Source organism: Promicromonospora sp. NPDC052451 (assembly GCF_044547525.1).
GTDB lineage: Bacteria > Actinomycetota > Actinomycetes > Actinomycetales > Cellulomonadaceae > Promicromonospora.
This window is the reverse complement of the sequence record NZ_JBIUAP010000001.1, coordinates 345,064-356,817: the sequence shown is the minus strand read 5'-3', so window position 1 is coordinate 356,817 and position 11,754 is coordinate 345,064. Positions and strand designations below refer to the sequence as shown.

Below are 11,754 nucleotides of genomic sequence, written 5' to 3'. Positions count from 1 at the left end.
GCGTCAGGCGCCGGTCACCAGCCAGTGGTCGCCCCGGGCCCGCCAGCCCGTCGTGACGGCGCGGGCCGCCATGAACACGCCCGCGAACGCGAGCCAGAGCCAGGCCAGACCGTGCGCGCCGTCGGGCGCCCAGGCGGACACGGCCGCCGCGAACGGGAGGTACACCACCAGCGTGGCCATGCCGGCCCAGGCGAGGTAGCGCCCGTCGCCGGCCCCGATGAGCACCCCGTCGAGCACGAAGACCCAGCCGGCCATCGGCATCAGCACGCCGCACACGGCGATGCCGAGCGCGATGGCCACGCGCACCTGCGGGTCGGGCGAGAACAGCGGCGCGATCCACCACCCGGCGGCCGCGAGCACCACGCCGATCGCCGCGCCCGCCCCGACGCCCCACCGCAGGCAGCGGCCCAGCACCGAGCGCACGTGCCCGACGTCGCCCGCGCCGAGCCCGTGACCCACCAGCGCCTGCGCCGCGATGGCCAGGGCGTCGAGCGCGAACGCCGCGAGACCCCACAGCGAGCTGACGACCTGGTGTCCCGCGAGCGCGACCGCGCCCAGGTCGGTGGCCACGACCACGGTGACGAGGATCGCGGCGCGCAGGCTCAGGGTCCGGATCACCAGCGGGAGGCCGGCCCGCGCTCCCGACAGGATGCCCGCCCGGTGCGGGCGCAGGCTCGCGCCGCGGGCCCGGGCACCGCGCACGACGATCACCCCGAGCACGACGGCCATCAGGAGCTGCGTGACGGCCGTCCCCAGACCCGAGCCCGCGATCCCCAGACCCGCGCCGTACACGAGCGCGATGTTCAGCACCGTGTTGAGCAGCGCGCCCGCCGCCGCGACGACCAGGGGCGTGCGGGTGTCGCGCAGGCCGCGCAGCACACCCGTCGCGGCCTGCACCACGAGCATCCCGGCGAGGCCCGGCGCCGACCACCGCAGGTACGTCACGGCCTGCCGCGCGACCTCGCCCTGCGCCCCCAGGGCGGTCACGGTCAGCGGGGCGGCGAGCAGGAGGGCGACGACCAGGACGATTCCGATGCCGAGCGCGAGCCACATCCCGTCGATCCCTGACTGCAGCGCCGCGCGTTCCTTGCCGGCGCCGGTCAGCCGGGCCACGGACGCCGTCGTCGTGTAGGCGAGGAAGATGCAGAGCCCGACGAGCGTGAGCAGCACGTTGCTCGCCAGCGAGAGGCCGGCGAGCTCGGCGGTGCCGAGGTGGCCCACCACGGCGCTGTCGACGAGCACGAAGACGGGTTCGGCGACGAGCGCACCAAGCGCCGGGACCGCCAGCGCGAGGATCTCCCGGTCGATGGACCGGCGCTGGACCGGGGTGTGGCGAGGCTCGCCCAACTTTCTTTCCTCCACAGGCTGGGATTAGCGTCGATGCAGGTCAAGAGGCATGTCGATGTTTTACACAGGGGTTATCCACATCTGGGGACAGGGTTGTCCACCCGCTGTGCACAGCCCTGGGCCACCTTTCCACATGGCTGTACACAGGCCCGTCCACAGGTCTCGTTGCGCTCGGTAGCGCAGGGGCCTAGCGTCAGCGGAGCCTGCCGACCGGCCGGGTGCCCGGCGGGGCTGTGGCGTGCGGCACGAGGGCGTGTCGGAGCCGACGTCCCGCAGGGTGTCAGTGGTCGAGGGTAGAACAGGTGTAGGACGGCGGTGCGTACGCGCGGCGTGCGCGACGGTGTCATGAACTGACGAAAGCTGGAGGGCCGGATGTCGATCGAAGAGCTCGAGTCGAGCTATTCCGGGGGCGGCCCCGGCTTCGACCGCACACCGCCGCAGGACGTCGCCGCCGAGATGAGCGTGCTGGGCGGCATGCTGCTGTCCAAGGACGCGATCGCCGACGTGATCGAGCAGATCCGCGGCAACGACTTCTACCGCCCGGCCCACGAGGCCGTCTACGACGCGATCATCGACCTCTACGGCCGCGGCGAGCCGGCGGACGCCATCACCGTGGTGGCGGAGCTCCAGCGCCGCGGCGAGCTCGGCCGGGTCGGCGGCGCCCCGTACATCCACGACCTCATGGCGGGTGTGCCGACGGCGGCCAACGCCGGGTACTACGCCAAGATCGTGCGGGAGCGCGCGATCATGCGGCGCCTCGTCGAGGCCGGCACCCGCATCGTGCAGATGGGCTACGCCACCGACGGCGGCGACGTGGACGACGTCGTGAACAACGCCCAGGCCGAGGTCTACGCCGTGACCGAGCGCCGCGCGGCGGAGGACTACCTGCCGCTCGCGGACATCATCGGCCCCACGTTCGACGAGATCGACGCGGCACAGGGCCGCGGCGAGGGCCTGACCGGCGTGCCCACCGGGTACTCCGACTTCGACCGGCTGACGAACGGCCTGCACTCGGGCCAGATGATCGTGGTGGCGGCCCGGCCTGCCGTGGGCAAGTCGGTGCTGGGGATCAACGTCGCCTCGCACGCGGCGATCCACCAGAACATGGCCTCGGTCATCTTCTCCCTGGAGATGAGCCGCAACGAGATCGTCATGCGTATGCTCGCGGCCGAGGCCCGCGTGCCGCTCACCAAGATGCGCAGCGGCAACATGGACGACGGCGACTGGCAGAAGCTCGCCGCCACCATGGGCAAGGTGTCGGACGCCCCCCTGTTCATCGACGACTCGCCGAACATGTCGCTGATGGAGATCCGCGCCAAGTGCCGGCGGCTCAAGCAGAAGCACGACCTCAAGCTGGTGGTCATCGACTACCTGCAGCTCATGTCGTCCGGCAAGCGCGTCGAGTCCCGCCAGCAGGAGGTCTCCGAGTTCTCGCGGTCGCTCAAGCTGCTCGCGAAGGAGCTCGAGGTGCCCGTGATCGCCATCTCGCAGCTGAACCGCGGCGCCGAGCAGCGCAGCGACAAGAAGCCGCAGATGTCCGACCTCCGTGAGTCGGGCTCCATCGAGCAGGACGCCGACGTGGTGATCCTGCTGCACCGCGAGGACGCCTACGAGAAGGAGTCGCCGCGCGCCGGCGAGGCCGACCTGATCGTGGCCAAGCACCGTAACGGCCCCACCGACGTGATCACCGTGGCGTTCCAGGGCCACTACCAGCGGTTCGTCGACATGCAGGTGTGACCTGCGGCGTCAGCTGAACTGCTGGAGACCGATCGCCGCCAGGAGCTCGACCTGTCCGGCGGCCTCGCTGCCGGGCGCGGCCGTGTAGACGAGCAGGCGCAGGTCGCTGTCGCGGACGGTGAGGATGTCGCACTCCAGGGTGATCGGCCCGATGTCGGGGTGCAGAAAGGTCCGGCTGACCGGCGCGGGCTGCGGCGGCACCCGCTGCTCCCACAGCTGCGCGAAGTCGGGGCTCACCTCCTGCAGCTCCGCGATGAGGCCGCGCAGCAGGGTGTCCTGCGGGTAGCGCACCCACGCCTCACGCAGGTCGGCGACGACCTCCAGCCGCAGGAGCCGTTCCTCCTCGTCGGTCCGCACGTACCGGGTGGGCGTGTTCATGAACGTCGTCCACGCGAGGTTCTGCTCCCGCAGCGGCAGCATCGTCGTGTCACCGGTCAGGGCGTAGCCCATGGCGTTCGAGACCACGCACTGCCACGACGCGTCGACCACGGTGACGGGCGTGTCGGTCAGCCGGTCCAGGATGCGCTGCACGCTCGGCGTGATGTGCCGCTTGATCTGCCCCGGCAGCGGTTCGGCCTGGTCCGCCAGCCGGAACAGGTGCGCACGCTCCTGGTCGGACAGCCGGAGCACGCGGGCCAGCGACATCAGCACCGAGCCCGACGGCTGCCCGGCGCGCCCCTGCTCCAGGCGTGCCAGGTACTCGACCGAGAGACCCGCGAGCTCCGCGACCTCCTGACGGCGCAGGCCCGGTACGCGGCGGCGCGGCCCCGCGGTCAGGCCGGCCTCGGCCGGCGACACCCTGTCGCGCCACACACGCAGGCTGCCGGCAAGCTCCCGGGAGTTCACGACCACAGCACCAGTCGTACCACGCGGCGGTGCCACGCAGGGTAGCCCTGTCGGTACGCCCCTCGTGCGGTCCCTTTTGCCGCGGCGGGCACGCAACAAGACTCGTCGGCATGAGCACTGACACGACAGGAACGGCTCCGCAGACCGCAGGGATGACCCCCGACGAGCTGCGCGACTTCTACCGCCGGTACATCGAGCTGGCGAACAACCGCGACTTCGACCGCATGGCCGAGTTCGCGCACGACGAGGTCATCATGAACGGCACCCCGGTCTCCCGGGACGACATGGTGGCGGAGTTCCGCCGGCACACGGATGCCGTCCCGGACCTCTCCTGGGAGGTCCAGGAGCTGCTGGTCGACGGCACCCACGTGGCGGCCCGCCTCGTCGACACCGGCACACCGGTCGCCGAGTGGAACGGCCTCGCACCCACCGGAGCGACCGTCACCTTCGCCGAGACCGCGTTCTACGAGGTCGTCGACGGCCGCTTCAAGCACATGTGGTACCTGATGGACGGGGTCGCACTGCAGGCCCAGCTCACCGCCCAGGGATGACCGGGGGACCGCCGGTGTGACACTGCGGGGCCGGTCCGGGCACAGGCCCGGGCCGGCCCGGCCGCCGCGCGACCGAGGCCGCGGCACACTAACGTCGGCACGTCAGGCACCCGCTGGACCTGCACGAGGAGGACGGACGATGGGTCTCTTCCGCCGAGGCACGCGCGGCCCCCGACCGAGCGCCGAGAACGCACCGACGACGGGACCTGTCGTGCCCGCCGCCCCCGCCGAGAGCAGGTCGTCCCGGTTGTGGTCGGACGGCTTCGGCCGGGTCGGCACCCGGTCGCTGCAGATCCTCGCCGTCCTCGCGGTCGTCGCTGTGGTCGTGTTCGTCGGCACCCGGCTGACCCTCGTGGTGATCCCCGTGCTCATCGCGCTGGTGCTGGCGGCCGCGATCTTCCCGCTGGTCTCGTTCCTCCGCCGGCACGGCTGGCCGTCGCTGCTCGCGACGTGGGTCTCGCTCCTGGCGCTGGTCGCACTGCTGTCGGCGATCGTCTGGCTCGTGGTGCGCGCCGTCGTCGACCAGTGGGACGAGCTGCAGACGCAGGCTCTCGACGGCTTCGACTCGCTGCAGACCTACGTCCAGGACCTGCCCTTCGACATCGGCGACGAGCAGATCGCGTCGCTGCGCGAGACCGCCGTGAGCTTCCTGCAGTCCGACGCCGTGGGGTCCGGCGCCATCGCGGGCGTCTCCCAGACCGCCGACTTCGTCGCGGGGTTCTTCATCATGATCGTCGTCCTGTTCTTCTTCCTGAAGGACGGCCCGGCGATGTGGGAGTTCCTGCTGCGGCCGTTCGAGGGCCACCGGTACGAGCGCGGGCAGCGTGTCGGCGCGGCCACCGTCAGCACCCTGGGCGGCTACGTGCGCGGGACGGCGATCGTGGCGCTGGTCGACGCCGTCGGCATCGGGATCGGCCTGGCGATCGTGGGCGTGCCGCTCGTCATCCCGCTGTCCGTGCTGGTCTTCCTGCTCGCCTTCATCCCGCTGGTCGGCGCCACCGTGGCCGGCATCCTCGCGGCCCTGGTCACGCTGGTGGCGGTCGGGCCGATCGAGGCGCTGATCGTGGTCGCGATCGTCGTCGCCGTCAACCAGCTCGAGGGCGACTTCCTCCAGCCGATCGTCATGGGCCGCACCCTGCGCCTGCACCCGCTCGTCATCCTGTTCGCCCTGACGGCGGGCACGGTGCTCGCAGGCATCACCGGTGCGGTGCTCGCGGTGCCGATCGCCGCGTCGCTCTGGCGCGCGATCCAGGTGTGGGACGGGCCCGACCTGCCGGCGAAGTTCGCCCGGCAGAAGAGGGCCGAGACGGTCTGACGGCGCCTGCCCCGACGCGCCGGGGGGCTCAGCTCAGTGCGCGTAGCCGACCGGGCGCTCGCAGTCCGCCACCACCGCGCCGTCGGCGAGCAGGCGCACCCGGATCCACAGCTCCGTGCTGCGGGGGCCGGGCAGACCGGCGGCCTCGGCGACCTCGACCTGTGCCTCGTGGAGGTCGCCGTCCGGCGCGAGCCGGCGGCTGTGCGTGATCTGACCGGACTCCGACAGGTCGGCCCTCTCACCGGTGCCGAGGTTCCAGGAGCGTGACACCCGGGGACCGTCGCCCGAGGCGGGGCGGGCGTCGAGCTCGACGCGGTACCTGACGTCGCGTGCCGACGGAGCACTCACCCAGGTGAGCATCGCACCAGGGAGGGCCGTGCGGTGCTCCCGCACGGTCCACAGCCGGCGCTCCTGGTCCACCGCGACGGACCCGCCCAGCCGGATCTCGCCCGTCGTCAACGCGGGCCCGGCGCCGTCCGCGTCGCACGCGGCAGGCTCCACGACGGTCGACACGCTGGCGCTGCTCAGCGGCACGCACCCGTACCCCAGCCCCAGCACGACGACGACGAGCGCCGCCGCGTGCACGAGGACCCGGGGCCTGTGCGGCAGGTCGGGAAGCGCGGGTACCACCACGGTGCCGACGATCGCGTCGGCGAACGTCTGCCGCTTCCGGTGCCAGAGAGGGCGCAGGTATCCGATGAGCAGCAGCGCGTCGAGCAGGTGGAGCGCCCACCGCGCCAGGGTCGTCCACACGCCGGCCGGGCCGGCCAACCGTTCGTCGACGACACGGATACCGACGACGAGCTTGCCCGGCGTCCACCCGGTGGTGCCCTGCAGCACCAGGAGGAGCGCGACGGCACCCACGGGAACCAGGACCAGCGGGCTGCTCGGCCAGCCGTCGCCGTCCGGCCCGAGGTACGGCGTGAGCGTCGGCTGAGCGACACCCGTGCCGAGCGCCAACCACGTGACGCCGGCCAGGACGGCGTCGTCGAGCATTGCGGCCAGGACACGTTGCCACCACGCCGCGTAGGTCGGCCGCGGGTGGCCCGTCGGCAGGAGAGCGGTGTCCGGCACGACGTCGGACACTACGTGGCCGCCCGTCCGGCTCGGGGACGTGTCCGGGCTGTTCATGCCCGAATCCTGGCAGATCGACCGGGCCAGGCCCAGGCCACGGCGAGGAGCTCCCTCCGCGCTAGAGGCGTGCGAGGCGCGCCCGTGCGAACGAGTACCCGCCGTACGCAGCGATCCCCACGGCGGTCACCAGCAGCAGCACCGGGCCGAACGGCTGGTCGCGCAGGGTGCGCAGGGCCTCGTCCAGGCCACCGGCCTGCTCCGGGTCGGTCGTGACGGCGGCGGCCACCACCAGGGCGCCGACCACGCCGAGTGCGATGCCCTTGGCGACGTACCCCGTCTGTCCGAGCCGCACCACGACCGGGGCCACCGCGCTCCCGCCCGTCCCGACGAGGTCGCGCAGGAACGTCTTCCGGGCCCCCTTGACGACGTGGTACGCACCGACGCCGACGATCGCCAGGCCCACGGCGCCCACCAGCAGCACCCCGCCCGGCACCGCCAGCACCCGGGCCGTCAGGCTCTCCTCGCTGCTGCCGGATCCGCCGGCACCTTGCGCGATCCGGGCCCCGCTCGTCGCCAGCGCGCCGTAGAGCACGGCCTTCGCCACGCTCTTGGTGCGGGCGCCCACCTGGTTCCGCACGGTGGGCGCACCGAGGAGAGCGGTGGCGAGCTGCCACAGGGCGAGCGCGGCGAAGCCCACGGCGACGGCCCAGAGCAGCACGTCGCCGCCGGGCGCCCGGGCGAGCGTCCGGAAGGCACCCGACTCGTCCGCCTCACCGGCCGGACGACCGAGCGCGATCTGCGCGGCGAGCCACGCGACCAGCAGGTGCAGCACACCCGAGGCCACGTAACCCGCGCGGGCCAGGGCACGGACGGTACCGCTCGCCCGGGCCCGTCGCACGGCGTCCGCGCCGTCGGCGAAGGAACTCTGGGACACGTCGACACCTCCGTGGGCCGCATGGGTCGCGACGCGATCAACAGTCGCGCATTTCGGCTGAATTCGCACGCGACGCCCGCGCCGGTGAGGGCGGGACGCCGGCTCAGTCCGCTGCGGCCGGCTCGCCGACCGTCAGCCCTGCCAGCAGCTCCGCCGCTGCGCGGGGCCGCACCAGCCACATCAGGTGGCTCGACTCCAGGGTGTGCACGTCGTACGGGTTGCCCGGCGTGAGCACGTCCCCCTCGCGGATCATCCGGTCCTGCATCGCGGGCGGGATGCTCGTGTCCGCGCTCAGACGCACGTAGGTCCGCGGGATCGTGCCCCAGGTGTCCGCCCGAGCCCGGTCCGCCGACGAGCCCACGTCCAGGTTCTCGTCCGGCTGGAAGGAGTTGAGGAACACCCGGAACTCGTCGTCGGTGCCGTCGGCGAGGAACGCCTCCTTGAGACCGGCGAGCACGGCCGGGTCGGCCGTGCGGAAGTTGGACCGCAGCAGGCCGACGGCGGCCGGGTCTGCGGCCAGCGCGCCCGCGAGCGCCGCGGCGTCGACCGAGGCCATCTCCGGTTCGGCGTAGTAGTCGCCCACGGGCAGGTCCACCGGGGCCCAGGCGGAGACGTACACGATCCGGTCGACCAGGTCGGGGCGGGCGTTGCCGACGGCGGTCAGCGTGATCCCGCCCCGGCTGTGGCCCACCAGCACGACGGGCCCGTTGCGCCGAGCGCGTTCGAGCACCTCGATCACGCGTGCCGCATTGTCCGCCAGAGTCACCCCCTTGATGCTGCCGGGCGTGGTCGCGAGAGCCGCGCCGTCCTGCGGGGCCTGGTAGGCGGCGGGGTAGGTCGCCTCGAACCCGTGGCCCGGCAGGTCGACGGCGGCCGAACGGTGGCCGAGCAGCGCGAGCTCCGCCTGGAGGGGCGCGAACGAGAACGAGTTGGCGAACGCGCCGTGGACCAGCACGAAGGTCGGAGACATGGGGCCCGATGCTAGCCGAGGCCGGGGACGGTCAGTCGCTCGTCCCCCTGACGAGCCGGTCCATGCTGGTCCCGTCCGCGAGGCCGATGATGTTGCCCGCCGGGTCGGTGAACCAGGCACCGTCACCGCCCTCCATGAAGCCGCGGGCGATGCCCTTCTCGTCCTGGTCGAACCCCTCGTACCGTTCGAAGGTCACGCCGCGGGCGGCGAGCTCGTCCACGACCGGGTCGACGTCGTCGACCAGCAGGTGCATGACCGTGAACGTCGCCGGCCGGTGGTTCTCCTTGGGGTAGACGAACACCGGGATGTCGTGGGGCAGGTGCAGCACGAGGCCGCCGCCGTCGCCGACCACCGTGACGGGGAGCCCGAGGGTGTCCGCGTAGAAAGTGCGTGCCGCGTCGAGGTCGTCCGCCGAGAAGCTGGAGAACCCGCGCCGTGTGGTGACCATGTCGTCTCACTCCTTCGTGACCGCCGGCGAGGTGGCCCCCTGCGCGCCGGACACTTCCAGGTTGGCACCGCCCGGCTCGGGCGCAAGGGGCCGGGAGCCGTCGGCCGGGACTTCACCCCCAGGTCTCGGCGCGCATCACCGCCCGGCGGTCCGTGGGCCGGCTCACCTCCACGAAACCAGCGGACCCGAACATGCCTACCGTGCCGACGAACAGTTCATCGCTGCCGGGTTTCCGGTCGGCCCGCGGCAGCAGCGGGTAGCCCTCGACCGCCGTCGCGCCGTGCCCGCGGGCGTGGTCGACGGCGGCGCGGGCGAGCGCGGTACCGATGCCCTGGCGCCGGTAGCCCTTCCGCGTGACGAAGCACGTCACCGACCACACGGACGGGTCCTCCGGGTCCTCGTCCCGGCCGGCCCAGACCAGCCGCGACGTACGCAGCCGTGGGTACGCGGTGCGCGGCTCGACCGCGCACCATCCGGCGGGCTCGTCGTCCAGGTAGGCGACCAGCCCGCTGGTCGACGACGCGGCCGGGCGTCCGCAGGCCGTCTGCTCCGCGAACCGCCGCCGGCGTTCCGGTCCGTCCAGGGCGTCGAACTCAGCGCTGGGTGCCTTGAACCACTGGCACTGGCACCATTCCGGGGCCCCGCGGTCGCCCAGCACCACCTGAAGGTCGTCCCAGGACACCTCGTTGGCGGGCCGGACGGTGATCACTGGCCCACGCGGCCGTCGACGCGCTCGCGAAGGATGTCCGCGTGGCCGCAGTGTCGCGCGTACTCCACGACGTGCGACATGATGCCGTCCCGGAGCTGGAGGTCGGCGCCCTCCGGGCCGAGGTCGGAGGCTCCGGCGTTCCACGCCGAGAGGTCGGTGACGCCGTCGAGGTACCGGTCGGTGGCCGCCGTCTCGGCACGCCAGCGGCGCCAGGCGTCGTCGACCACAGACTGCTCGGCCACGGCGCCGTTCCAATCGCCGTCGCGGTCCTCGTCGGTCCGGTAGATCGCCGGCGCGTCCTCGCCGGCCAGGACACGCCGGATGTGGCGTTCGCCGTCGGTGAGGTGCCGCAGCAGCCCGAGCAGGGACATGGTGGACGGCGGCGCGGAGCGGCGGGCGAGCTGCTCGGCGTCGAGCCCTGCGCACTTCATCTCGAGGGTGAGCCGGTAGTAGCGGAGGTATTCGAGCAGCATGCCGCGCTCGTCGGTGAGCGGGGTGTCGGTCTCGCGCGGGTCGTCGTCGGGGTCGGTCCACATGTCAGGGAAGACCGTGGCGTCGGTCCAGCGGGTCGTCTCGGGCTCCTCGGCCCGTTCCTGTGGCTCCATGCCACCAGAGTGGCCCCGCGGCAGGACCGGCCGCCACGGGAATTCGGCCGCCCTCGCCCGCCGCGAGCGGGCGAGGGCTGCCGGTCACGCCTGGTAGCGGTACGCGTCCCACACGCCGAGCAGGTACTCGATGCCCAGCGCCCGGTCGTAGAGGCCGTAGCCGGGGCGGGGCTTGTTGGTGGTGTTCTCGTCCCACAGGTGCCGGCCGTGGTCGGGCCGGATGTACCCCTGGTAGTCCGCCTCGGCGTACGCCTTCATGATCCCGGTGGTGTCGACGCTGCCCTCGCACGCGCGGTGCGCCACCTCGGTGAAGTCGCCGTTGTCGAAGTGCTTGATGTTGCGCACGTGGCTGAAGTGGATGCGGTCCATGAACGTCCGCACCGCGTCGACGGCGTCGTGCTCCGGGTTGGCGGAGAAGCTGCCCAGGCAGAGCGTCAGGCCGTTGTACGGGCTGGGGTTCAGGTCGAGCACGCGGGCGATGCCCTCCGTGGTGGAGACCACGCGCGGCCAGCCGAACACGTCGAAGGGCGGGTCGTCCGGGTGCACGCCGAGCTTCACGTCGACCTCCTCGCACACGGGGATCACCGCGTCCAGGAAGTACTTGTAGTTGACGTACATGTCGTCGTGCGTGACGCCCTCGTAGGCGGCGTTGAGCTCATGGAAGCTCGCGAGCCGCTCGGGCTCCCAGCCCGGCAGGGTGAGGCCGTGGGTGTTGGCCTCCATGTCGGCGATCAGGCTCTCGGGCGACATCTGGTCGACCACTGCCTTCTCGTAGTACAGGGCGGTCGAACCGTCGGGCAGCGGGTGCCACAGGTCGGTGCGCAGCCAGTCGAAGACGGGCATGAAGTTGTAGCAGACCACCTTCACACCCGCCCGGCCGAGCCGGCGGATCGTGGTCACGTAGTTCTCGATCGCCTCGTCCCGGCTCAGGCCGAGCACGGTGCGGCCGAGCTTGATCGACTCGTGCACGTTGACCGACTCGACCACCTCAGCATCGAACGTCTTCGTGATGCCCTGGGCCCGCGCCGCGTCGGACAGGCCCTGGATCTTGGCGATCTCGGCGTCGATCTCGGCCTGCTCCCACACCTCGCCGGCCTGCTTGTGGTGCAGGCTCCACACGATGGTCTCCACGCCAGGGATCTGGCGCACGTGATCCAGCGTCACGGTGTCGTTGCCCTCGCCGTACCAGCGGAAGCCCATCTTCACAGCGGTTCTCCT

12 protein-coding genes are annotated in these 11,754 nt (G+C 72.2%); 3 read left to right on the top strand and 9 right to left on the bottom strand.

All coding sequences use genetic code 11. From position 1 onward, the window contains the following. Window positions 1-3 precede the first annotated feature (3 nt). On the bottom strand, window positions 4-1,347 hold the full coding sequence (locus tag ACIG47_RS01570) for an MATE family efflux transporter (RefSeq protein WP_397429325.1): 1,344 nt from the start codon (window positions 1,345-1,347) through the stop codon (window positions 4-6). Between the two features lie 372 nt (window positions 1,348-1,719). Between ACIG47_RS01570 and dnaB the strand changes: the two genes are divergently transcribed. Next, window positions 1,720-3,084, top strand: a complete 1,365-nt coding sequence (dnaB, locus tag ACIG47_RS01565; RefSeq protein WP_397412408.1) for a replicative DNA helicase — start codon at window positions 1,720-1,722, stop codon at window positions 3,082-3,084. Between the two features lie 9 nt (window positions 3,085-3,093). Here the strand turns inward: dnaB and ACIG47_RS01560 are convergent, their stop codons facing one another. Further along, window positions 3,094-3,936: a helix-turn-helix transcriptional regulator gene (locus ACIG47_RS01560; RefSeq protein ID WP_397412406.1), complete on the bottom strand. Its 843-nt coding sequence runs from the start codon at window positions 3,934-3,936 to the stop codon at window positions 3,094-3,096. Window positions 3,937-4,040: 104 nt separating this feature from the next. On the opposite strand from ACIG47_RS01560, the gene ACIG47_RS01555 reads away from it, so the two are divergent. Further along, window positions 4,041-4,481: an ester cyclase gene (locus ACIG47_RS01555; RefSeq protein WP_397412404.1), complete on the top strand. Its 441-nt coding sequence runs from the start codon at window positions 4,041-4,043 to the stop codon at window positions 4,479-4,481. Between the two features lie 139 nt (window positions 4,482-4,620). Further along, a complete protein-coding gene (locus tag ACIG47_RS01550; protein WP_397429324.1) occupies window positions 4,621-5,796 on the top strand; it encodes an AI-2E family transporter in 1,176 nt (391 codons plus the stop codon). A gap of 33 nt (window positions 5,797-5,829) precedes the next feature. Here the strand turns inward: ACIG47_RS01550 and ACIG47_RS01545 are convergent, their stop codons facing one another. The 7 genes from ACIG47_RS01545 to uxuA form a co-directional block, all read right to left on the bottom strand. Next, entirely contained in the window at window positions 5,830-6,927 is a 1,098-nt protein-coding gene (locus ACIG47_RS01545) for an RDD family protein (protein WP_397429323.1), read from the bottom strand. Window positions 6,928-6,988: 61 nt separating this feature from the next. Beyond that, window positions 6,989-7,804: a DUF1206 domain-containing protein gene (locus ACIG47_RS01540; RefSeq protein WP_397412398.1), complete on the bottom strand. Its 816-nt coding sequence runs from the start codon at window positions 7,802-7,804 to the stop codon at window positions 6,989-6,991. Between the two features lie 103 nt (window positions 7,805-7,907). After that, window positions 7,908-8,774 carry an alpha/beta fold hydrolase gene (locus tag ACIG47_RS01535; RefSeq protein WP_397429322.1) on the bottom strand — a complete coding sequence of 289 codons (867 nt, stop codon included), beginning with the start codon at window positions 8,772-8,774 and terminating at the stop codon, window positions 7,908-7,910. 31 nt (window positions 8,775-8,805) lie between these two features. Then, the gene (locus ACIG47_RS01530; protein WP_397412394.1) at window positions 8,806-9,222 is read right to left on the bottom strand and encodes a VOC family protein; all 417 of its coding nucleotides are present in this window, start codon (window positions 9,220-9,222) and stop codon (window positions 8,806-8,808) included. 112 nt (window positions 9,223-9,334) lie between these two features. Then, on the bottom strand, window positions 9,335-9,931 hold the full coding sequence (locus tag ACIG47_RS01525; RefSeq protein ID WP_397412392.1) for a GNAT family N-acetyltransferase: 597 nt from the start codon (window positions 9,929-9,931) through the stop codon (window positions 9,335-9,337). Then, window positions 9,928-10,536 carry a DinB family protein gene (locus tag ACIG47_RS01520; RefSeq protein ID WP_397412390.1) on the bottom strand — a complete coding sequence of 203 codons (609 nt, stop codon included), beginning with the start codon at window positions 10,534-10,536 and terminating at the stop codon, window positions 9,928-9,930. Before ACIG47_RS01520 ends, ACIG47_RS01525 begins: the two co-directional genes overlap by 4 nt. Before the next feature lie 84 nt (window positions 10,537-10,620). Further along, window positions 10,621-11,736, bottom strand: a complete 1,116-nt coding sequence (gene uxuA, locus ACIG47_RS01515) for a mannonate dehydratase (protein ID WP_397429523.1) — start codon at window positions 11,734-11,736, stop codon at window positions 10,621-10,623. Between the last annotated feature and the right edge of the window lie 18 nt (window positions 11,737-11,754).